The sequence below is a fragment of the Variovorax fucosicus genome (assembly GCF_030316825.1).
Taxonomy (GTDB): domain Bacteria; phylum Pseudomonadota; class Gammaproteobacteria; order Burkholderiales; family Burkholderiaceae_C; genus Variovorax; species Variovorax fucosicus.
The window spans coordinates 885,528-907,334 of the sequence record NZ_JASZYU010000001.1; the positions used below are offsets into that span (position 1 = coordinate 885,528).

At 65.7% G+C, this 21,807-nt stretch carries 20 protein-coding genes; 7 read left to right on the plus strand and 13 right to left on the minus strand.

The window, feature by feature from the left end; all coding sequences use genetic code 11:
* Positions 1-3: 3 nt before the first annotated feature.
* Positions 4-624, minus strand: coding sequence for a PilN domain-containing protein (locus QTI05_RS04205; protein WP_286541869.1), 621 nt, complete (start codon positions 622-624; stop codon positions 4-6).
* Positions 621-1,700 carry a pilus assembly protein PilM gene (locus QTI05_RS04210; protein ID WP_286543521.1) on the minus strand — a complete coding sequence of 360 codons (1,080 nt, stop codon included), beginning with the start codon at positions 1,698-1,700 and terminating at the stop codon, positions 621-623. Before QTI05_RS04210 ends, QTI05_RS04205 begins: the two co-directional genes overlap by 4 nt.
* 240 nt (positions 1,701-1,940) lie before the next feature.
* Between QTI05_RS04210 and QTI05_RS04215 the strand changes: the two genes are divergently transcribed.
* A complete protein-coding gene (locus QTI05_RS04215) occupies positions 1,941-4,346 on the plus strand; it encodes a penicillin-binding protein 1A (RefSeq protein ID WP_286623016.1) in 2,406 nt (801 codons plus the stop codon).
* Between the two features lie 13 nt (positions 4,347-4,359).
* Here QTI05_RS04215 and cyaY read toward each other — a convergent pair whose 3' ends face one another.
* Positions 4,360-4,692 carry an iron donor protein CyaY gene (gene cyaY / locus QTI05_RS04220; protein WP_286541867.1) on the minus strand — a complete coding sequence of 111 codons (333 nt, stop codon included), beginning with the start codon at positions 4,690-4,692 and terminating at the stop codon, positions 4,360-4,362.
* A gap of 12 nt (positions 4,693-4,704) precedes the next feature.
* Here cyaY and lptM point away from each other — a divergent pair, with 12 nt between their 5' ends.
* Both lptM and lysA read left to right on the plus strand, forming a co-directional pair.
* A complete protein-coding gene (gene lptM, locus QTI05_RS04225; RefSeq protein ID WP_286623018.1) occupies positions 4,705-4,920 on the plus strand; it encodes an LPS translocon maturation chaperone LptM in 216 nt (71 codons plus the stop codon).
* A gap of 5 nt (positions 4,921-4,925) precedes the next feature.
* Positions 4,926-6,191 carry a diaminopimelate decarboxylase gene (lysA, locus tag QTI05_RS04230; RefSeq protein WP_286623357.1) on the plus strand — a complete coding sequence of 422 codons (1,266 nt, stop codon included), beginning with the start codon at positions 4,926-4,928 and terminating at the stop codon, positions 6,189-6,191.
* Between the two features lie 6 nt (positions 6,192-6,197).
* On the opposite strand, the gene msrQ is transcribed toward lysA, so the two are convergent.
* The 5 genes from msrQ to QTI05_RS04255 form a co-directional block, all read right to left on the minus strand.
* A complete protein-coding gene (gene msrQ, locus QTI05_RS04235) occupies positions 6,198-6,839 on the minus strand; it encodes a protein-methionine-sulfoxide reductase heme-binding subunit MsrQ (protein ID WP_286623022.1) in 642 nt (213 codons plus the stop codon).
* 13 nt (positions 6,840-6,852) lie between these two features.
* Positions 6,853-7,845 carry a protein-methionine-sulfoxide reductase catalytic subunit MsrP gene (gene msrP, locus QTI05_RS04240; protein ID WP_286623023.1) on the minus strand — a complete coding sequence of 331 codons (993 nt, stop codon included), beginning with the start codon at positions 7,843-7,845 and terminating at the stop codon, positions 6,853-6,855.
* A 118-nt stretch (positions 7,846-7,963) separates the two neighbouring features.
* Positions 7,964-9,280 (minus strand): c-type cytochrome biogenesis protein CcsB, encoded by a 1,317-nt coding sequence (gene ccsB, locus QTI05_RS04245; protein ID WP_286541862.1) that lies wholly within the window; start codon positions 9,278-9,280, stop codon positions 7,964-7,966.
* Positions 9,277-11,430 carry a cytochrome c biogenesis protein ResB gene (locus QTI05_RS04250; protein WP_286623359.1) on the minus strand — a complete coding sequence of 718 codons (2,154 nt, stop codon included), beginning with the start codon at positions 11,428-11,430 and terminating at the stop codon, positions 9,277-9,279. The genes ccsB and QTI05_RS04250 overlap by 4 nt, the downstream gene beginning before the upstream one ends.
* Before the next feature lie 118 nt (positions 11,431-11,548).
* Complete coding sequence (locus QTI05_RS04255; RefSeq protein WP_286623025.1) at positions 11,549-12,223, minus strand: c-type cytochrome; 675 nt, start codon at positions 12,221-12,223, stop codon at positions 11,549-11,551.
* Between the two features lie 71 nt (positions 12,224-12,294).
* On the opposite strand from QTI05_RS04255, the gene yihA reads away from it, so the two are divergent.
* Both yihA and QTI05_RS04265 read left to right on the plus strand, forming a co-directional pair.
* Positions 12,295-13,014, plus strand: coding sequence for a ribosome biogenesis GTP-binding protein YihA/YsxC (gene yihA / locus QTI05_RS04260; protein WP_286623026.1), 720 nt, complete (start codon positions 12,295-12,297; stop codon positions 13,012-13,014).
* Between the two features lie 73 nt (positions 13,015-13,087).
* The gene (locus QTI05_RS04265) at positions 13,088-13,999 is read left to right on the plus strand and encodes an alpha/beta fold hydrolase (RefSeq protein WP_286623028.1); all 912 of its coding nucleotides are present in this window, start codon (positions 13,088-13,090) and stop codon (positions 13,997-13,999) included.
* A 15-nt stretch (positions 14,000-14,014) separates the two neighbouring features.
* On the opposite strand, the gene QTI05_RS04270 is transcribed toward QTI05_RS04265, so the two are convergent.
* Both QTI05_RS04270 and QTI05_RS04275 read right to left on the minus strand, forming a co-directional pair.
* Positions 14,015-14,899 (minus strand): LpxL/LpxP family acyltransferase, encoded by an 885-nt coding sequence (locus QTI05_RS04270; protein ID WP_286623030.1) that lies wholly within the window; start codon positions 14,897-14,899, stop codon positions 14,015-14,017.
* The gene (locus QTI05_RS04275; RefSeq protein WP_286623031.1) at positions 14,896-15,771 is read right to left on the minus strand and encodes a lysophospholipid acyltransferase family protein; all 876 of its coding nucleotides are present in this window, start codon (positions 15,769-15,771) and stop codon (positions 14,896-14,898) included. The genes QTI05_RS04270 and QTI05_RS04275 overlap by 4 nt, the downstream gene beginning before the upstream one ends.
* 184 nt (positions 15,772-15,955) lie before the next feature.
* Here QTI05_RS04275 and metK point away from each other — a divergent pair, with 184 nt between their 5' ends.
* Together metK and QTI05_RS04285 are read left to right on the plus strand one after the other, a co-directional pair.
* Positions 15,956-17,137, plus strand: coding sequence for a methionine adenosyltransferase (gene metK / locus QTI05_RS04280; RefSeq protein ID WP_286541856.1), 1,182 nt, complete (start codon positions 15,956-15,958; stop codon positions 17,135-17,137).
* 216 nt (positions 17,138-17,353) lie between these two features.
* Positions 17,354-18,307 carry a Bug family tripartite tricarboxylate transporter substrate binding protein gene (locus QTI05_RS04285; RefSeq protein WP_444812886.1) on the plus strand — a complete coding sequence of 318 codons (954 nt, stop codon included), beginning with the start codon at positions 17,354-17,356 and terminating at the stop codon, positions 18,305-18,307.
* Positions 18,308-18,331: 24 nt separating this feature from the next.
* On the opposite strand, the gene QTI05_RS04290 is transcribed toward QTI05_RS04285, so the two are convergent.
* Genes QTI05_RS04290 through QTI05_RS04300 form a run of 3 tightly spaced genes read right to left on the minus strand, consistent with a single transcriptional unit; the run spans position 18,332 to position 21,806 of the window.
* Entirely contained in the window at positions 18,332-20,443 is a 2,112-nt protein-coding gene (locus QTI05_RS04290) for a TonB-dependent receptor family protein (RefSeq protein WP_286623032.1), read from the minus strand.
* Between the two features lie 44 nt (positions 20,444-20,487).
* Positions 20,488-20,673 carry a hypothetical protein gene (locus QTI05_RS04295; RefSeq protein WP_286541853.1) on the minus strand — a complete coding sequence of 62 codons (186 nt, stop codon included), beginning with the start codon at positions 20,671-20,673 and terminating at the stop codon, positions 20,488-20,490.
* Complete coding sequence (locus QTI05_RS04300) at positions 20,670-21,806, minus strand: PepSY-associated TM helix domain-containing protein (protein WP_286541852.1); 1,137 nt, start codon at positions 21,804-21,806, stop codon at positions 20,670-20,672. Before QTI05_RS04300 ends, QTI05_RS04295 begins: the two co-directional genes overlap by 4 nt.
* Position 21,807 lies beyond the last annotated feature (1 nt).

Here is a 21,807-nt window from a genome sequence, read left to right on the forward strand (position 1 = left end):
CTCCTATCCTTTGGCCGCAGGGGAGGCGACGGGTATCGCACCGGGCGGCGGTTTCTGCGCGTCGGTCGGTCGCTTGACCCCGATCCGCATCGTGAAGTTGGCGACCCGGCGTTGGTCACGCGGACTCAGCGCCACGGTTCCCGCGGTGATCTCCACCAGTTCAGGCTTGACGAGCCACGGGCTGTTGTTGCCAAGATTGCGCAGCAACTCGGAGACGCGCTCATTCGACTGAGCGACCCCCTGCAGGGTGACGGCCTGGTTTTCCTGCTTCATGCTGGCAAGATAAACCCCGTCCGGCAGTTGCCTGACCAATTCGTTCATCAGGTGCACCGGCAGATTGCGGTCGCCCTGGAGGTCTTCGACGGCCTGTTGACGCGCCCGCAGTGCGGCAATCTCGGTCTGAAGGGTCGAAATCTCCTTGATCTCGGCTTCGAGCTTGGTGATTTCGGATTGCAGATAGGTATTTTTGGCCTGCTGGCCAGAAATCTGGGCTTCGTACCAGACATAGGCAGCACCCGCAATGAGCCCCCCTGCCAAGGCAGCGGCGCCGAGCGACGCGTAAAAAGTCTCGCGGCGACGCTTGCGCGCCGCCTCGCGGTGCGGAAGCAGATTGATCAGAATCACTGCACAAACCTCCGCATGGCCAGCCCGCAGGAGGTCAGATAGGACGGCGCCTCACGCCGCACCTTCTTCTCCCGGATGCCGGCACCAAATTCCATTCCGTCGAACGGATTCACCAGGGAACAGGCGAACGACGTCTGACGTGTCACAGCGCTGGTCAGACCGGGCAATGCCGCGGAACCGCCCGCCAGCAGCACATAGTCGACGCGGTTGTGCGGCGTACTTGTAAAGAAGAACTGCAAGGCACGGGCAATTTCCTGCGCGATGCTCGCCACAAATGGCTTGAGCACGCCGGCACCGTAGTCGTCAGGCAGATCGCCGCTGCGCTTCTTCGTCTCGGCTTCTTCGGCGGAGAAACCGTATTGGCGCACGATCAGCTGCGTCAGTTGCGCGCCCCCGAAAGCCTGATCGCGGTCGTACAAGACTTCCTGGTTGCGGAGCACCTGCATGCTCGTGGTGTATGCGCCAACTTCAAACAAGGCAACCACCGCATCGCGACCCTGCCCCGGGAGCTGCTCGATCAAACGCGCCGTCGCGAGGCGGGAGGCATAAGACTCCACATCCAGAATCATCGCCTTGAGACCAGCCGCTTCGGCCAGCCCCTGGCGATCCTGCACCTTCTCCTTGCGCGAAGCCGCAATCAGGACTTCCACATCGCCGGCCGAATTTGCGTTCTGGCCCATCACACAGAAGTCCAGGCTCACTTCGTCCAGCGAGAACGGAATGTATTGATTGGCTTCGGACTCGACCTGGATTTCGAGCTCCTGCTCGCTCATGCCACCCGGCAGGACGATCTTCTTGGTAATCACCGCCGAAGGCGGCAGCGCCAGGGCGACATGCTTGGTGCGGGTGCCGCTCTTGCGCACCACGCGACGCACCGCTTCGGCCACTTCGTCGAACTTCTCGACGTTGCCGTCGGTGATCCATCCGCGCTCCAAAGGCTCGATCGCGCAGCGCTCGAGCACGAATTTGCCGGAGGCATCACGGCCAAGTTCAACCAGCTTGACGCTGGACGAACTGACGTCCAACCCGAGCAAAGGCGCAGGCTGACGACGAAACAACGATCCCAGAGCAGTCAAGTTCGATCCCATCCGTTTGTAACGATTGGAAATATTTGCGAGTGGTTGCATGCTATCAGCAAGCATCCCGGCCGACCAAGTGGCGAACCCCATGGAAGCGCCGATCCGTTGTCAAAAGTTGACGCTAATGTACGGTTTTGCAACTTACGTCACGGGGTGGTTCGTTTGGCAGCAGGGTGCAGATAAGCACGCTTCGAAGGAGCGGGCTTTTTATAATGGCAGTTGACTCCGCAATCTCACATGCCCGAAAAAACAAATGCCTCCGGGCCTGCCAAGACTACCTCTGCCAACCCCAAGCGACCTGCCTGGCTTAGGTGGTTACTGCGAATTTTTTTCTGGGCAACCGGCATTGCCGTTGCGGGGGCGCTGTCGCTGGCGTTCGTGATCGCGGTCGCGCTGGCGGTCGCCTACCCCAACCTGCCGGACATCTCGGAGCTCGCCGACTACCGCCCGAAACTGCCGCTGCGGGTGTTTTCAGCTGAAGGCATCCTGATTGGCGAGTTCGGCGAAGAACGGCGCAACCTCACGCCGATCGACACCATCCCGAAGGTCGTGAAGGATGCGGTTCTGGCCGCCGAAGACGCGCGCTTCTACAGCCATGGTGGCGTCGACTACAAGGGTGTGATCCGCGCCGGGCTGGCCAACGTCAACAAGGTGAAGAGCCAGGGGGCCTCGACCATCACGATGCAGGTCGCGCGCAATGTGTATCTCAGTTCCGAGAAAACGCTGACCCGCAAGATCTACGAGATTCTGCTGACCTTCAAGCTGGAGCACCTGCTGAGCAAGGATCAGATTTTCGAGATCTACCTGAACCAGATTTATCTGGGCAACCGTGCCTATGGCTTCGCCGCGGCGTCGGAAGCCTATTTCGGCAAGCCGCTGAAAGACATCACGATCGCACAGGCGGCGATGCTGGCCGGCCTGCCCAAGGCGCCGGGCGCCAACAACCCGGTCAACAACCCTGCCCGCGCGCGCGGGCGCCAGCTCTATGTGATCGACCGCATGCAGGAAGCCGGTTTCATCACGGCCGAGCAGGCCGCCGAAGCCCGCAAGGAAGAACCGCACCTGCGCGACGCGCAGGATCCGAACCGGCTGCATGCCGAGTACGTGGCCGAAACCGTGCGCCAGCTCATGTATGCGCAGTACGGCGACACGACCTACACCCGCGGGCTGAAGGTCTACACCACGGTGGTGGCGGCGGATCAGGCGGCGGCATACAAGGCGCTGCGCAAGGGCATCATGGATTTCGAGCGACGCCAGATTTACCGAGGCCCCGAGAAGTTCGTCACCCTGCCGAACGACGCCCAGGAGCTCGACGAGGCGGTCGATGACGCGCTGGCCGAACACCCCGACAACGGCGACGTGATGTCGGCCGTGGTGCTCAAGGCCACGCCGAAAGAGCTCACGGCGATTCGCGGCAACGGCGAAACCCTGACCATCACCGGCGACGGCCTGAAGCCGGCGCAGTCGGGGCTCTCCGACAAGGCGCCGCCCAACATCAGGATTCGCCGCGGTGCCGTGATCCGTGTGGCGAAGACGCCCAAGAACGCCTGGGAAATCACCCAGTTGCCGGAAGTGGAAGGCGCTTTCGTGGCAGTGGATCCACGCGACGGCGCCATCAAGGCGCTGGTCGGCGGCTTCGACTTCGACAAGAACAAGTTCAACCACGTCACGCAAGCCTGGCGCCAGCCGGGCTCCAGCTTCAAGCCCTTCATCTACTCTGCCGCGCTCGAAAAAGGCTTCTCGCCGTCGACCGTCATCAATGATGCGCCGTTGTTCTTCGACGGCAGCACCACCGGCGGAACGCCCTGGGAGCCGAAGAACTACGACGGCACCTTCGAAGGCCCGATGTCGATGCGCCGCGCGCTGATGCGATCGAAGAACATGGTGTCGATCCGCATCCTGCAGTCGATCGGAACCCACTACGCGCAGGACTGGATCACCAACTTCGGTTTCGAACGCGAGAAGCATCCGGCCTATCTGCCGATGGCGCTGGGCGCAGGGTCGGTCACACCGATGCAGATGGCAACGGCGTACTCGGTGTTTGCCAACGGCGGCTACCGCGTCAATCCTTACCTCGTCACGCGCGTCACCGACCACAAGGACAAGGTGCTGGTCGACAAACAGCCACCCCTGCTGAACGAAACCATGCGCGCCATCCCGCAGCGCAATGCCTTCATCATGGACAGCCTGTTGCAATCAGTGGCCAGCGGCGGCACCGCCGCCAAGGCGCAAGCCACGCTCAAGCGCACCGACATCTACGGCAAGACCGGCACAACCAACGACTCGCTCGATGCCTGGTTCGCCGGCTTCCAGCCGACCATGGCCGCCATTGCCTGGATGGGCTACGACACGCCGCGCAAGCTTGGCGACCGGGAAACCGGCGGCGGCCTGAGCCTGCCGATCTGGATCACGTTCATGGAAACAGCGCTCAAAGGCGTGCCGGTGGCCGAGTTGCCGGCGCCGGGCGGCGTCGTGAACGTGGGCGGCGAGTGGTACTTCGACGACTATGCGCCGGGCCGTAGCGTGGCGAGCCTGGGCGTTGACGCCGCGCCCGCGCCGGCAGAGGCGTTGGCTGGCGTGCCGGTGAGTCCACCCGCGCCGCCGGAAGAGCGCAACAAGATCCTCGACCTTTTCAGGAACTGATCGCCCCGGTCGATCAGCCTGCAGCGAATTGCAGCGGCTGGCCGCCTTGCACCGTTGCCTCGCGCGACAGGTTCGCGAACAATTCTTCTCCCGTCTTGGTGTCGACCCAGACGTTGCCATCATGGCGGTAGTGATAGCCGCCCGATCGTGCCGCCAGCCAGATCTCGTGCAGGGGCGGCTGCAGATTCACGATCAACTGGCTCTTGTTCGGAAACGTGATGGTGATCATCCCGCCCACACGCTGGTTGTCGATGTCGGCATCGGTCGCGTCGTTGAGGCGATCGCAGCCCCGCTCGATGGCAGCAAGCGCAGCTTCCGCGCGATCCAGATACTCGGGGTCGGTCATTACAATTTCACCATGTTGAAAGTTCATCAAATTCTAGTGAGCGCGCTTGGCCTCGCTGCGCTTGGGGTCGGTCTTGCCGGCTGCGGTCAACGCGGCCCGCTCTACCTGCCCACCGAGCCCGCGGCCGCCAACCGCGCCACGCTGCCCGATCTGATCCGCCCGGGCTCACCGGCACCGGCCGAAACCGCACCCGCAGCCACCAGCAGTGCCCCGGAGCGCGCCAAGTGAGCGCTGTGCGTCCGCTGCCCGGCCATCCCCACATCGCGCGTCACGACGGCCTCTTGAAAGTGGAAGGCGTGTCGCTTGACGCGCTCGCGCGCGAGCACGGCACCCCGCTGTTCGTCTACTCGAAGCAGTGGATGCTCGATGCGCTGGCGGCCTATCAACGTGGTTTTGCCGGCCGGAACGCCCTGGTTTGCTATGCGATGAAGGCCAATTCCTCCCTCGGCGTGCTGCGTGTGTTTGCCGAGGCCGGCTGCGGCTTCGACATTGTCTCGGGCGGCGAACTGGCGCGCGTGCTGGCGATCGGTGCCGAGCCGGCAAAGATCATTTTTTCAGGTGTCGGCAAGACCCGCGCAGAGATGGGCCAGGCGCTGGCCGCCGGCATCGGCTGCTTCAATGTCGAGAGCGAGGCCGAACTCGAAGTGCTGAACGAGGTGGCGCTCGCCGCCGGCCAACGGGCCCGCATCAGCATTCGCATCAACCCCAACGTCGACCCGAAGACGCACCCGTACATCTCGACCGGACTCAAAGGCAACAAGTTCGGCGTGGCGCACGACCGCGCAGTGGCGGCCTACCAGCATGCGGCGCGCCTGCCCGGCCTGGAGGTCGTGGGCATCGACTGCCATATCGGCTCGCAGATCACCGACGCCGGACCGTATCTCGATGCGATGGAGAAGATCCTGGATCTGGTGGAAGCGATCGAAGCCACCGGCATCCGGCTGCATCACATCGATTTCGGTGGCGGTCTTGGCATCGACTACAACGGCGACACACCGCCGGCCGCCGATGCGCTGTGGAAGCAGTTGTTGGCGCGCATCGACGCGCGCGGCTTCGGCGACCGCCAACTCATGATCGAACCGGGCCGCTCGATGGTCGGCAATGCCGGCGTCTGCGTGACCGAGGTGCTCTACACCAAGCCCGGCGAAGACAAGAACTTCTGCATCATCGATGCCGCCATGAACGACCTGCCGCGCCCCGCGATGTACCAGGCGTTCCAGGCGATCGTGCCGGTGAGCGAGCGTGCCGGCGCAGCCTCGACCTACGACGTGGTCGGCCCGATCTGCGAAAGCGGCGACTGGATCGGGCGCGATCGCGCGCTTGCGGTGCAATCGGGCGACCTGCTGGCAGTGTTGTCCGCCGGTGCCTACTGCATGAGCATGGCCAGCAACTACAACACCCGGGGCCGCGCCGCCGAGGTGCTGGTCAGCGGCGGCGGTGCAAAGCTGATCCGCAGGCGCGAAACGATGGGCGACCAGCTGGCCAGCGAGCGCTTCTGAGCGTTGCTATTTGGACAGCTGCCCGCGCCCGACCGGCGGGCGCTGCAGCCTGTTCTTGCTGGCAAAGTTCCAGACGCGCCAGCCCAGCAGCACAGCGATGATCGCAGCGTAGACGAACACCTCCGCGAAGTTGTTCTTGCCCGCGCGCATCCAGAAGAAGTGCAGCAGCCCGAGCCCGGCGATCACATAGACCAGCTTGTGCAGCAGCTGCCAGCGCCTGGCACCCATCGCCTTGATCGCGCGGTTGAACGAGGTCGCCGCCAGCGGCGTCAACAACACGAAGGCCGCAAAACCGACCAGGATGAATGGCCGCTTCGCGATGTCCTTCGCGATGTCGGGCACGTCGAAGCCCATGTCGAACCAGCTGTAGCTCAGCAGGTGCAGGACCACATAGAAATAGGCAAACAGCCCCAGCATGCGCCGAAAGCGCGCCAGACCGTTGAGCTTGGTCATCACGCGCAGCGGCGTCACCGCCAGCACGATGCAGATGAAGCGCAGCGTCCAGTCGCCGTTCGAGCGGATCAGGTATTCCGCTGGATTGGCACCAAGGCCGTCGGTGAAAGCACCGTAGACCATCCAGGCGAACGGCAGCAGGCAGAGCAGGAACACCAGTGGCTTGGCCGCGGGGTGCAACAGCAGCTTGTTCATGGGCTGCCCGGGTTCAGTAGTTCTTCTTCAAGTCCATGCCCGCATAGAGCTGGCCGACCTGGGCTTCGTAGCCGTTGAACATCTCGGTCTTGCGGCGCTTGGCGAACAGCCCGCCGCCGTCCCCGATGCGGCGCTCGGTCGCCTGGCTCCAGCGCGGGTGGTCGACGTTCGGGTTCACGTTCGAATAAAAGCCGTACTCGTTGGCGGCCGCCTTGTTCCAGGCGGTGCTCGGCTCCTTCTCGACGAAGCGGATCTTGACGATCGACTTGCCGCTCTTGAAACCGTACTTCCATGGCACCACGATGCGCATCGGCGCGCCGCTCTGGTTGGGCAGCACCTCGCCATACATGCCGAAGGTCAGCAGGGTCAGCGGATGCATTGCCTCGTCCATGCGCAGCCCCTCGACGTAGGGCCAGTCGAGCACGCGCGAACCGACGAACGGCATCGTCTTCGGGTCGGCCAGCGTCACGAACTCGACGAACTTGGCATTGCCCTGCGGCTCGACCTTCTTGATCAGCTCGGCCAACGAATAGCCGACCCACGGGATCACCATCGACCAGCCTTCGACACAGCGCAGCCGATAGATGCGGTCTTCCTGCGCGCTGAGCTTGATCAGGTCTTCGATACCGTACTTGCCAGGCTTCTTGACCAGGCCTTCGACCTCGACCGTCCACGGCCGGGTCTTGAGCGTGCCGGCGTTCTTGGCCGGGTCGGCCTTGTCGGTGCCGAACTCGTAGAAGTTGTTGTAGGTGGTGGCGTCCTTGTACTCGGTCGCCTTTTCCATGCTCTGGGCGCCCGCCACCGCCGACTTGGCACCTGGCAACTTGGCCAGCCCGCCGCCCGTCTGGGCCATCGCATCGCGCGCGGCCCAGGAGGCCAGCGCAGTACCGGCCGCGCCGCCAGCCAGCAGCTTGAGCATGTCGCGCCGGTTTTCGTAAGCACCGCGCGGGGTGATTTCGCTGGGCACCGGATGGTTGAAGCCATCGTTGCGGGAATGAATCAGCATGAGACGCCTTTCGCTTGAATCGTTGGTCTTGCAGGGTAGTTCGTTCACCGCCCTGCTTTGGTTACGCGCCAGGTGCGCGCATGGTTTCAATTCGTCGCGAAAGTCCGGCGGACCGCGCCTACAAGGTGCCGTAGCTGTGCAGGCCGCTCAGGAACATGTTGACGCCCAGGAAGGCGAAGGTCGTCACGGCCAGCCCGCCCAGCGCCCACCAGGCCGCGACGGTGCCGCGCAGCCCCTTGACCAGCCGCATGTGCAGCCAGGCCGCGTAGTTGAGCCAGACGATCAGTGCCCAGGTTTCCTTGGGATCCCAGCTCCAGTAGCCACCCCAGGCATCGGCGGCCCAGAGCGCGCCGAGCACGGTCGCGATGGTGAAGAAGGCGAAGCCGACCGTGATCGACTTGTACATCACGTCGTCGAGCACCTCGGGCGCGGGCAGCCGTGCTGCAATGCGCTTGCGCCCCAGCAGGATCGCTGCGGCAATCACGGCAGAAACGGCGGCATAGACCAGCCAGTAGCTGCCGCCTGCCTCCTGCACGCGCTGGCGGAACGCCACCGGCACGAAGCACAGTGCAATGCCGAGCAGCCAGATCGGCGTGAGCTTGTACCAGCGAGTTTCCTGCGCCTGCTGCTTGATCAGGTAGGCGAACGCAACCATTGCCGCCAGCGCGAAGGTGCCGTAGCCGATGAAATTGGCCGGCACGTGCAGCTTCATCCACCAGCTTTGCAGGGCCGGCACCAGCGGCTGGATCTCGTGCGCCTCGCGCACCAGCGTGTACCAGAGCAGGAAGCCGACCGCGGCGCTGACCACCAGCATCACGAAGGCGCCCAGCGAGCGCGTCTTGTAGCGCGACTCGAAGTACAGGTAGAACGCCGTCGTGATCCAGCAGAACAGCACGAACACTTCGTAAAGGTTGCTGACCGGGATGTGGCCGATGTCCGGGCCGAGCTGGTGGCTTTCGTACCAGCGCACCATGCTGCCGATCAGCGCCATCGTCACCGCGGCCCAGGCCACGCGCGAACCGATCAGCTCCATCGCATCGCCCTGCTTGCCGCCGAACAGGCCGAACCAGTAGAACGCCGTGCTCATGAAGAACAGCACGCTCATCCAGAGAATGGCCGACTGGCTCGAGAGGAAATACTTGAGCTGGAACACCGTGTCGGCCCGCGAGAGGTCGCCCTGGTAGGAAAAGATGGCCAGCAAGGAGGCAGCGCCCACGACGATCGCCAGCACCTGCAGCGGCCGCCAGAACCACCCGAGCGAGATGCCGGCCAGCACGGCGGCGGCGAGGATCGGCTTCTCGTACGAATCCATCGAGCCCGCATAGCGCGAGAAGGCGAAGGCGCCGCCGGCCAGCACCAGCGCTGCGAACACCCAATCGAAGGTGTTGCGGCGCGAGCGCCAGCTGTCGTTGAGCGTGAGGGTGGTGGTGGTCATGACGCCGGATCCTTGTGGGTGGCGAGCAGCTTGTCTTTGAGGTGCTCGAATTCGCGGTCGCTGTCCATGGTCTTGCGGTTGACCGAAAACGCCATGGTGGCCGATGTGTCGTTGGCCTGGCCATCGGCCTCGCCGGCCGGCGTGAGCCAGACCCAGAGCCGACGCTCGCGCACATACAGCATCGCAAAAATGCCGACGATCAGCAACAGACAGCCCAGATAGACCACGTTCTTGCCGGGTGCGCGTGCCACCTGGAACACGCTGGCCTGCACCTGCTTGAAGTCGGTCAGCATCAGCGCCATCGGTGCCGGGTAGAAGGCCGCGTCGCTGATCGCGAGCACGGCCTGGGTCAGGAAGGTCTGCGATTTCTCGTCCGGCGGCAGCGCAGCCAGCCCGGCTTTTTCGCGACTCAGGTTGAGCGTTTCGAACAGCACATCGTTGAGGATGCGCACCAGCACCGTGCCGGCGCGCTCGCGCTCGGCCTCCGGCACGTTGGCCTCCATGAATTCGGCGATCGCCTGCCAGCCGCCGCTGCGCGTGCTGTCGGGTTTCACGCGCTCGGCGCCGGCAAACAATGCGAGCGCACGGGTGGCCGAGGTGCGCAGTTGCTCGGCCAGTTCGGGGCGCTTCGGGTCACTCGCGCGCGCGACGTAGCGGTCGACCGCTTTCACACGCATGTCGGCGTCGCCCAGCGCGGCGCGCATGTTGACGAAGCCATCCATCGCGCCGTTGTCGTCGGCCGGCACGCGCAGGTAGCGAAACGCCTCTTCGGGCTTGTCACGCACGCCGAGCAGGAACACCGCAGTGCCGTCGCCGGTGTCGACCGGCACCATGTAGTTCTGATACTCGCGAGCCTGGCCTGCGGCGTCGCGCAGCTTGTAGCCGATGCTCGGGCCGATGTTGCGCAGCACCTTGGGCTTGTTGACCTTGTTGGCTGCACCGAGGCGCGATTGCAATTCGTGGCCGAGATCGACCTTGCGCACGTCGGCACCGCTGCCGCCCTGGGGTCCGCCGAAGTTCTCGACGTTGATGAGCCGCAGCGCGGTGTACTCGAGCGTGAGCTTTTCCTGGCCGTTGCTGAGCTCGGAGCTGCTGCCGATGGTGCCCTCGACCTCGAACGGCTTGGCAGCGGCGGCCATCGGCACCGACTTGAGCTTCACCGTGGAGCCGCCGTCGTCGAAGCTCGACTGGTAGATCTCGATGCCCTTCCAGCTGGCCGGATGGTTGACCTCGATGCGTGCGGGCTTCTGCTCGCCGGTGACGCGATCGTGCAGCACCACCTCGCTGGCAAACAGCTTGGGCATGCCGGTCGAGTAGTAGTCGACGATAAACTTCTTGAGCTCGATCGAGAACGGCAGTTCCTGCAACAGCACGCCATTGGACTGGTTCAGGATCGCGGTGCTCGCCTGGCCGCCTTCAGGCACCAGGATGTTGCCGCGGAAGGTCGGATTGTTCGGCGAGAGCCGGTGCTGCGGCGCCACGTCGGAAATCATGCCGCCACCAGTGAACACGCTCTTGCCGTTGAACCAGGTTTGTGCGCGCACGATCAGGTCGCCGTCGAGCAGGCCGCCGATGCACACCAGCACGATCGCGCTGTGCGCCGCGATGTAGCCGAGCTTGTGCGCACCGCCGGCGCGCGCCGCCACCATCCAGCCACCCTCCTTGCCCGGCAGGTCGCGACGCTGCAGCTTGACCTTCCAGCCACCCCCCGCAAGCAACTGGCCGATGCGGTTGGCCGCCGTCCCGGGGGTCTCGCCCAATACTGCTTCCGCGCGCTGCCCGAAGGCCTTCAGGCTCTGGGCGCGGATGTCTTCCTTGTAGACCTTGAAGTCGGCCAGGATGCGCGGCGTGTTGCGTGCGACGCAAAGCGAGGTGCTGATCACCAGGAACAGCAGGATCAGCAGAAACCACCAGGCGCTGTAGACCGCATCGAGCAGCGCCGCGCGGAACACCTGTGCCCAGAACGGGCCGAACTGGTTGACGTAGTTGCCGAAGGGCTCGTGCTGCTTGAGCACGGTGCCGATGATCGAGGCGATGCAGATGACGGTGAGCAACGCGATCGCGAAGCGCATCGACGAAAACAGCTCCACCGCTGCACGAACTGCCTGGGGCCCGCGACGAACGCGCAAACCGTGGGTGGAGACGGACACAGACATGGATCGATAAAAGCGCTGGGGCCAAAGGACAAGGGCGGGCTGTCCGGATGAACAGGCCCGCCCTCGTTGGGTTGATTACTCGGCGTTTGGTTCTCGGCCTGCTTGCGGCGGATCAGCGCAAACCGGCGATGTAGTCGGCCACGGCCTTGATTTCGCGGTCGTTCAGCTTGGCGGCCACGCCGGTCATCTGCGGGGCGTTCAGGCGGCCGCCATCGCGAAACGCGGTGAGCTGCGTCACGATGTAGTCGGCGTGCTGGCCGCCCAGGCGGGGATACTGGGCCGGGATGCCGGCACCGTTCGGGCTGTGGCAACCGGCGCAGGCGGGAACCTGCCGGTCGGCAATGCCGCCGCGGTAGATCTTCTCGCCCATCGCGATGGTGTCCTTGTCTTTCGAGAAGCCGGTCTTGACCTTCTTCGCGCCCACGAACCAGGCGATGTCGCGCATGTCCTGGTCGCTCAGGTGCGATGCCATAGAGGTCATGACAGCGTTCTTGCGCTTGCCGGTCTTGAACTCCTGCAATTGCTTGAGGATGTATTCCGGATGCTGTTGCGCCAGCTTGGGGTTGGCCGGAATCGACGAGTTGCCATCGGCGTTGTGGCAGGAGGCACAACTCTGGATGGTCGGCGTGCTCGCATTGAAGAGCGTGTCACCCTTGGCCGGGTCGGGCTTGGCCGGCTTGGCAGGCGCTGCAGCCGCCGGTGCGGCAGCATGCGCATCGGCCGCGAGGCTCGCGCTGGCGGCGACGCCCATGAGGGCTGCAAGCAGGAATTGGGCAAACAACTTCATATCGGGGGGCTTCGATTTATGGCGCAAAACCCCGCGATTCTACAATGGCCCCCCGTACCGAAAGCTCACCGATGACCTCCCCGCCGCGCAAGCCGGCCGCCTATCCGCCCCATCCGGGAGCCGCCACCGACCCCGAAACCGCCGAACGCGCCCGTGTCGCGATGGGCTGGCTGCACACCGCCCATTTTTTGACCAGCGCGCCCCAGCTCGAGCATTTGCCGCCGCTCGAACTGCCCGAGATTGCCTTCGTCGGCCGCTCCAATGCGGGCAAGTCGACCGCCATCAACACGCTCACACAGCAGACCCGTCTCGCGTTCGCGTCCAAGACGCCGGGCCGCACGCAGCACATCAACCTGTTCGGCGTCGGCAAGCAGAAAGTCGACGACGCGGTGCTGGCCGACCTGCCCGGCTATGGCTACGCGGCCGTGCCCAAGGAAGCCAAGCTGCGCTGGCAGCGCGTGATGGGCAACTACCTCATGACGCGCGAGACGCTGCGCGGCGTGGTGCTGATGTGCGACCCGCGCCACGGCCTGACCGAGCTCGACGAGATCCTGCTCGACGTGATCCGGCCACGCGTCGTCGAGGGCCTGAAGTTCCTCGTGCTGCTGACCAAGTCCGACAAACTGACCCGCTCCGAAGGCGCCAAGGCGCTGTCGATTGCGCGACTGCAGGCCGGCGGTGGCGAGGTGAAACTGTTCTCGGCACTGAAAAAGCAAGGCGTGGACGAAGCAGCCGAGCTGCTCTGGCGCTGGGCGCACCCGGTGGAAGCACCCGTCCCGGAGGCACCATAAAAAGAGGCTGTAACGCCCGGTCCGCTTGCGCAATTCGCTCTTAAAAAGATAGCAAAACCAAGGAGACAAACCGATGATCCAGATCTTCCAGCGCAGCCTGCCGAACGGCATCACCCTGAGCTGTCGCGCGACCGGTGAGGCCGGCCGGCCGCTGATGGTGTTTCTGCACGGCTTCCCGGAAGCCGCCTTCATCTGGGACGAACTGCTCGAATACTTCGCGCAGCCCGAGCACGGAGGCTACCGGTGCGTGGCGCCCAACCTGCGCGGCTTCGAGCAATCGAGCGCGCCGACCGAAGTGGCGGCGTACAAGGCGCAGTTGCTGATCCAGGACGTCCAGCAGCTGGCGGCCACCGAAAGCGCCGATGGCAAGATGGCCGCGCTGGTCGCCCACGATTGGGGCGGCGCGTTCGCCTGGGGCTATGCCAACGCATTCCCGGAGCAGGTCGGCAAGCTCGTGATCATCAACTCGCCGCACCCCGGCACCTTCACGCGCGAACTGCGCGACAACCCGGCGCAGCAGAAAGCCAGCGCCTACATGAACTTCCTGGCCCAGCCCAAGGCCGAAGAACTGCTCTCGGCCGACGACTACAAGCGCATGTGGCCCTTCTTCACGCTGATGAAGGCCGGCCCCGAAGGTTTCGGCTGGCTCACCGACGAGGTGAAGCAGCAGTACCGCGACGTGTGGAACGCCGGGCTCACCGGCGCCTGCAACCTCTATCGCGTGACGCCGATGAAACCCGCCCTGCCGGGCCAGCCCGGCCCCGAGATTCCGACGCTGCCGCGCGAGCGGCTGGTGGTGAACGTGCCGACCTTCGTGTTCTGGGCGCTCGACGACGCCGCCTTGCTGCCGGGCCTGCTCGAAGGCCTGGAAGACTATGTGCCGAAGCTCGAGGTCAAGAAGGTGCCGAACGCGACGCACTGGATCGTGCACGAGCAGCCGCAGCTGGTTGCGCGCGAAATCGAAGCATTCCTGTCGCGCAACTGATCGCGGCCCGCGGCTTCAGTAGAGCGGCGGGGCGCCTTCGGGCCGTGTCTTGAAGCGGCGGTGTACCCAGTAGTACTGCGAAGGCATGGTTCGGATGTAGCCCTCCAGTTGCTGGTTCATGTGGGCCGTGTCGGCCACCGCGTCGTCGGTCGGGAAGCCCTGCCAGGCCGGCAGCACCTCGATTTCGTAGCCGCTCTTGACCACCCGCGACAGGATCGGCACCACCTTCGCGCGGCCGAGCCGCGAGAAGCGCGAAAGCGACGGCACTGTTGCCACCGGCACGCCGAAGAACGGCACGAACACCGACTGGTCGCGCCCGAAGTCCATGTCGGGCAACAGGTACAGCAAGCCCCCCTTGCGCAGACCCGCGACGATCGGCTTGATGCCGTCCACCCGGTTCAGCGTGATCACGTTGCCGAAGCGCGCGCGGCCCACGCGAATCCATTCGTCGACCATCGGGTCGCGTTGCGTGGTGTAGATCGTGGTCGACGGGCGCGACGTGTGCATCGTGAGGCCGGTCGCGGCAGCATCGAGGCCGTAGAAGTGCGGCGCGAACAGAATCATCGGCGCTTCGCCGTGCGCGATCTCTTCGATCTCGGCCGCGGCGCCCATCACCTTGATGCGACGCGCCACGACCTCGGGCGGCGCATGCCAGAGCCAGCCGCGATCCAGCCAGGACTGCGCCACGAACACGAAGGTTTCGCGCGCGATGCGGCGCCGCTCGGCGGGCGACTTGTCGGGGAAGCAAAGCGCCAGATTGGTATCGACCACGCGCCGGCGCGGCAGCGCCACGGTGTGCAGCAGCCGGCCGAGGATCGCGCCGAAGCCGCGCACGAGCGGCAGCGGCACATGCGAGAGCGCGCGCATGAAACCGATGCCCAGTTGCGCCGACATGCTCATGCCGCCACCTCCTGCGGCTCGGCGCGCGGCTGTTTGTAGCGCGCGTAGTCCCACACGTATTGCCCCGGCAGACCGCGAATCAGCCGCTCGATGCCGGCGTTCAGCGCCGTGGCGGCAGCCTCGGGCGTGGCCGCCGGATCGCTGAACGCCGTGCCATCGAAGGGTTCGAAGCGGATCGCATAGCCGGCGCCGTGCGGCAGCCGTTCGCACACGCCGAGGAACACGCGCGCGCCGGTCTGCTGTGCCAGGCGGGCGGGCAGCGTCATCGTGTACGCAGGCCGGCCGAAGAACGGCGCCCAGACGCCCTGCCCGGCCGGCGGCACCTGATCGGGCAGGATGCCGGTGTAGCCGCCGGCGCGCAGCGCGCGCATCAGGCCGCGCACCCCCTTGACGGTGGTGGGCAGGGTTTGCAGGCCGGGCCGGTCGCGCGAGCCCTCCATCAGCGCCGCCATCCATTTCTTGCGGGGCGGCCGGAAGAGCGCGGTGATCGGGCCATGGCTGGCCAGGAAGCGTTCTCCGACGGCCTGCCCATACAGCTCCCAGCTGCCGACGTGCGGCACCATGAGGATCACGCCCTTGCGTTCATCAAGCGCGGCTTCGAACGCCGGCAGGCCATCCCAGCGAACCACCCTGGGCAGCACGCTCTGGCCCTTTGGCCGTGCCCAGAGCCAGGGCAGTTCGGCCGCCATCGCGCCCGCCGCACTGATCGCCGGGCGGTACTGCGCGGGCGTGAAACCGGCGGCCTCGGCGTTGGCCCTGAAGCGGCGCCGGTAATCCGGCGCGCACCACCAGACCAGCCAGCCGAAGGCCGCGCCCAACGCATGCATCAGAGGCAGCGGCACGCGGGCGAACAATCGGAACAGAGAAGTCATCAAGGCAGTGGGGATCGAAACTGACGCGCGCGCAGCGTACCGCGCGGCTCGAATAGAATGCAAATTGTCGCCGAGTTATGGAACTACTTGCAGGGCGACGTTAAACAGTACTGCTAAAGCGTTCGCCAGAACTCCCCCCAGGAATCGGCAACGCGCCCTTTCACCTTCACGGAGTTTGAATCCCATGGCGAACGACTTTCTCTTCACTTCCGAATCCGTCTCCGAAGGCCACCCCGACAAGGTTGCCGACCAGATCTCCGACGCGATCCTCGATGCGATTTTCGAGCAGGATCCGCGCAGCCGCGTGGCCGCCGAAACGCTGACCAACACTGGCCTCGTGGTGCTCGCCGGCGAAATCACCACCAACGCGCACGTCGACTACATCCAGGTCGCGCGCGACACCATCAAGCGCATCGGCTACGACAACACCGACTACGGCATCGACTACAAGGGTTGCGCCGTGATGGTCTGCTACGACAAGCAGTCCAACGACATCGCACAGGGCGTCGACCATGCATCGGACGACCACCTGAACACCGGCGCCGGCGACCAGGGCCTGATGTTCGGCTACGCCTGCGATGAGACGCCCGAACTGATGCCCGCGCCGATCTACTACGCGCACCGGCTGGTGGAGCGCCAGGCGCAACTGCGCAAGGACGGCCGGCTGCCGTTCCTGCGGCCCGACGCCAAGAGCCAGGTCACGATGCGCTACGTCGACGGCAAGCCGCACAGCATCGATACCGTGGTGCTCTCGACCCAGCACCATCCCGACCAGAGCGAGACGCAGACCAAGATGAAGGCCTCGTTCACCGAAGCCATCATCGAGGAAATCATCAAGCCGGTGCTGCCCAAGGAATGGCTGAAGGACACCAAGTACCTGATCAACCCGACCGGCCGCTTCGTCATCGGCGGCCCGCAAGGCGACTGCGGCCTGACCGGCCGCAAGATCATCGTCGACACCTATGGCGGCGCCTGCCCCCACGGCGGTGGCGCGTTCTCGGGCAAGGATCCGACCAAGGTCGACCGCTCGGCCGCGTACGCGGCGCGCTACGTCGCCAAGAACATCGTGGCCGCCGGCCTGGCGCGCCAGTGCCAGATCCAGGTGGCATACGCGATCGGCGTGGCGCACCCGATGAACATCACGGTCTACACCGAAGGCACCGGCGTGATCCCCGACGAGCAGATCGCCGCGCTGATCAACGAACATTTCGACCTGCGGCCCAAGGGCATCATCCAGATGCTCGACCTGCTGCGGCCGATCTACCAGAAGACCGCCGCCTACGGCCACTTCGGCCGCGAGGAGCCCGAGTTCACCTGGGAAAGCACGAAGAACGCGGCGGCGCTGCGGGCTGCGGCCGGCCTCTGACCCCTGCGCGGCGCCACGGCGCCGCGTAAACACAACAGGTCGATGTTTCGCAATCAGGGTATTCCCTTGTTGTAGTCGCACGAGCGACCAGTCAGGATTCGCCACCTGATACTGAAACAAAAAGATACATTTGTGAATCATCTTGACCTGCTTTTCACTGCCCGTGGCGCGGGCGAGGCCTCGGAACCCGGCTGCCTCCCGACCCGCCGGAACTGGATGCAGTGGATGGCAACGGGCGCGCTCGGTGCCGCCATGCCCGCCGCATGGGCGCAAGCGTCCCCGCCCGTCCTAGGGAACCTCCGGATCGTCATTCCTGCCAACGAAGGCGGCGGCTGGGATCAGACCGGCCGCGCGCTCGGCGCCGCAATGCTTGCCTCCGGCGCAGTGGCCCAGGTCAGCTATGAGAACGTCGGCGGCAAGGGCGGCACCATCGGCCTCGCCCAATACGTCCAGAAATACAACGCCGCCCCCGATACCCTGCTGATGAGCGGCATGGTCATGGTGGGCGCGGTCGCGTTGCAAAAAAGCGTCGTTGACATGCGGGCGGTGCAACCGGTGGCGCGATTGACCAGCGACTACGAAGTGGTCGCGGTGCGCACCGACTCCGCCATCCAGGCGCCCAAGGACCTGATCAACCGTTTGCGCACGGAGCCCGGCAGCACGCCCGTTGCCGGGGGCTCGGCGGGCGGCGTCGACCATGTGTACGCCGGCATGTTGGCCCGCGTTGCCGGCAAGGCCGCCGATCTCACCTACCAGCCCTATCCGGGCGGCGCACAGGTCGTGGAGGCGCTGCTATCGGGCAAGGCAGCCGTCGGCATTTCGGGCTACAGCGAGTTCAGCGACAGCATCGCCAGCGGCAAGCTGCGCGCGATCGGCGTGTCGTCGAAGCGGCCGTTCCTTGGCATACCGTCCATCCGCGAGCAAGGCGTCGACGCCGACCTCGCCAACTGGCGCGGCGTTTTCACCGGCAAGGGCGTTCCGCCGGCCGCCGCGGACGTGCTGCTCGAAGCGGTACGCCGGGGCGTAGCGCACGACGCCTGGCACAAGGCGATCAAACGCAGCAACTGGGACGCCTCCTGGATGGAAGGCAAGAACTTCGCCGGCTTTCTGGATCTCGACATCTCGATGGCCGGCGTGATGATCTATCTGCTCAAGCTCAAGCAGAGTTGAGTTGAGCGCCCGGCGGCGCCAACTTCAGAACCGGTACGCGGCGCCCGCGCCCACCGTCCAGGTGCGGCCCGGCGCGGGTTCGAAGTAGCGTGCATTGCCCTCGTTGACGATCACCGAGCCGACGGTGCGGCGGTCGAACAGGTTGTCGATGCGCGCGAACGCGTTGACCTCCCAGCGTTCCCAGCGCTTCACGTAGCCCGCGTACAGCGCCGCCACCGCGTACCCCGCGGCGCTAGCGCTGTTGGCATCGTTGGCCAGGATGCGCGACAGCGCGCGCAGTTCCGCCCCCGCGCGCCAGCCGTCGGGCGGCACATGGCCGAACGATGCGAACAGCGATTGCCGCGCAATGCCCGGAATGCGGTTGCCCGCAGCGACCGCGTTGCCCGCGCCACAGGGTGACGGGGAGCAGAAGGCGTCGCGGTAGCGCGCGTCGAGCCGGGTGTAGGCAATCTGCGTGCGCCAATGGCTTGCCGTCTCGTGCAGCCAGCCCAGCTCGAAACCCTCGCGCCGCGTGCGGCCCGCGTTCTGAAAGGTGGCCCGGCCGCCTACGTTGGTGTCGGTGACGATCTCGTCGGCGGTACGGGTCTGGAACAGGGCGGCAGTGAGCAACCCACCCGCCAGCCGCGCCTTGGCACCGACCTCGACGCTCTCGTTGACCGATGGCTTCAGCGCGAAATTGAGGCCGGCCAGTCCGCCCGAGCGGTACGAGAGCTCGTTCAGCGTCGGCGTCTCGAAGCCGCGGCCCGCGGTGACATACAGGTTCAGATCCGGCGTCGCCGCATAGCGCAGCGCTGCCACCGGCAGCGCCTTGCGGTAGTTCGCGGTGCCGCTGTCGTCGCCGTTGCGGCCGAACACATAGCGATCCTGCGAATCGAAGCGCACGCTGCTGTGGCGCAGACCGGCCTCGAGCGTCCAGCGCTCGGCCAGGCGCCAGGTGGCCTGCAGATAGGGATCGACGTTCGACACCTCGTTGTGCTCGTTGCGCCGCAAGCGGCCCGGCACGCCGAGCCATGGCGCGGCGGCGCTGCCAAGGTAGTTTTCGTAGCCGCGGCGCCGCTCCTGCAACGTGTCGTGCGCGAGCCCGGTGACGAGCTCGAACGGACGGCCGGCCAGTTGCATCCGCGCCGTCCAGCGCGCGTCGACGCCGGTGTAGCTGCGCTCGAGGCCGATCACACCACCGGCCTGCAGCGGACTGGCCTGAGCCGCTACCGGGATCGCCTGGAACTGCGTGGTCTTGCGCTCGCCGCCGTAGACCATCAGCCGCAGGTCGTTGTCCGCATCCAGGCGACGTTCGTACAAAAGGCCGAGCTGCGACTGATCCACCGTCTTGCGGGTGTCGTACTGATCCGCCAACGCGGCGCCGCGCCGATCGGCCCGCACCTGTTCGGCCGTCAGGCCCAGCGGATCCTGCGCGCGCAGTTGCACGCTGTTGACGATCAGCGTGAGCCGGCTGTCGTCGTCCAGCCGAATGCCGAGCTTGCCGTTGGCAATGCGGCGATGCGCCTCGCTGTGATCCCGATAGCCGTCGGTATGGAACCGGCTGGCGCTCAGCAGGTAGTCGATGGATCCGTTCGCGCCGGAAGCCTTCGCGCCTTGCCGCATGGTGCCGTCGCTGCCGCTCGCGAACGAGTAGCCGAGCTTGGGCGCGCCCTCGCCGCTTTCGGTGAACGCCTGCAGCACGCCGCCCGACGAGTTGCCGTAGAGCGCCGAGAACGGCCCGCGCAGGATCTCGACACGGCTCACCGAGCCGATGTCGATGTTGGAGGTCTGGCCCTGGCCGTCGGGCAGCGTGGCCGGGATGCCGTCGACGTACAGCCGCACGCCGCGCACCCCGAAGGTCGATCGCGCGCCGAAGCCGCGTACCGAGAGCTGCAGATCCTGCGCATAGTTCTGGCGGTTCTGCACCTGCAGCCCCGGCACGCCGCCCAGGCTTTCGGACAGGTTCACCTGCAGGCGGCCCTCGCGCATGTCTTCGCCCTCGACACGGTCGACCGAACCGGCGACCTCGAACGGCCGCACTTCGCCGCGCGGCGTGGTGACCGTGATTTCGCGCAGCGTCGGCACCGCCGCGTCCTGGGCCCGCGCCGTCCACGGCGCGGCCAGCAGCAGGCAGAGGGCGGCGAAGGAACTCTTCATCGCGACGATTCTGCCGCCAGGAGCCTCTGGGGGCCCCGAAAATCTCAGCGGCTGCGCCGGCCCCAGCCGTACCAGCCACCGACCGCGACCGGCACGCAGAGCGTGAGCCACGCCAGCACATCGCCGAAACCACCGTCGCTGAACAGGGCCGACACCAGCCCTACCAGCGTGAGCAGGCCCAGCAGGATCGGCCAGCCCCAGAGGCGCGCGAACGCGTGGCGCGGCCTCATGCGGCCACGACCGCCGCCGTCGACGGGGCCGTCGATGCCGCCTTGCCTTTCTTGAGCCAGAGGTACAGCCCGCTGCCCAGCACGATGATGGTGGCGATGTCGAGCAGCGCCCAGAGGATCTGCATCGGCATGCCGCCGTAGTCGCCGAAGTGCAGCGGCTGCGACACCAGCAATGCCGTGAGGTACCACGGCAGCTTAGGCGCCGCCGTGACCGCGGTGGTCTTGGCATCGACCAGCACCGGCTGCAGCAGCCGCGCGGTGAAGGGCTCGTTGCCGCGCAGGAACACGGTGTTGTGGTGCGGGCTCGAGAACGCCGTGCCGGGGAAGGCGATGAACGACACCTTCATGCCCGGCGCGCGCGCCATCGCCACATCGAGCGAGCGCTGCACCGAGCCGCGTTCGGCCTGGGGCACCGTCGGCTGGCCCTTGTAGGGTGCCAGCAGCGCGCTGAGCTGGTCGTACTGCCAGTACTTGATCACCAGGTCGGCCCAGGTGTTGATCATGCCGGTGGCACCGACCACCAGCGCCCACACCAGCGTCACGATGCCCAGCAGGTTGTGCAGATCCAGCCACTTGAGGCGTGGCCGCTTCTCGCGCCGGACCGTGCCGAACTCGAGCTTGCGCATGAACGGCGCGTACAGCACCACGCCGGAGACGATCGCCACCAGCAGCAGCAGGCCCATGAAGCCGAGAAACAGCTTGCCCGGGAGCCCCGCGAACAGGTCGACGTGCAGCTTGAACATCACATACATGAAGCCTTCGTCGAACTTCGGCTGCGCCAGCACAGCGCCGGTGCGCGCATCGACCGCGACCGACTTGAAATCGTCCGTGGGCGCCGGCGTCGGCGTGAGCGTGACGAACCACAGGCCGTCGTCGTCCTCGGGCTGCGACACGAACTGCACCACGCGATCGGGATGGCGTGCCTGCGCGACCTCGAGCACGCGGTCCAGGCTCGCGCGCGGCGTGCCGGCCGGCATCTTCGGCGCCTCGACCTCGGTGCCGAGCAGGTGCCCGATCTCGTGGTGAAAAATCAGCGGCAGCCCCGTGATGCAGAGCAGCAACATGAACACGGTGCACACCAGGCTGCTCCACTTGTGCACCCAGGCCCAGGACTTGATCTTCTTGCTGTTCATT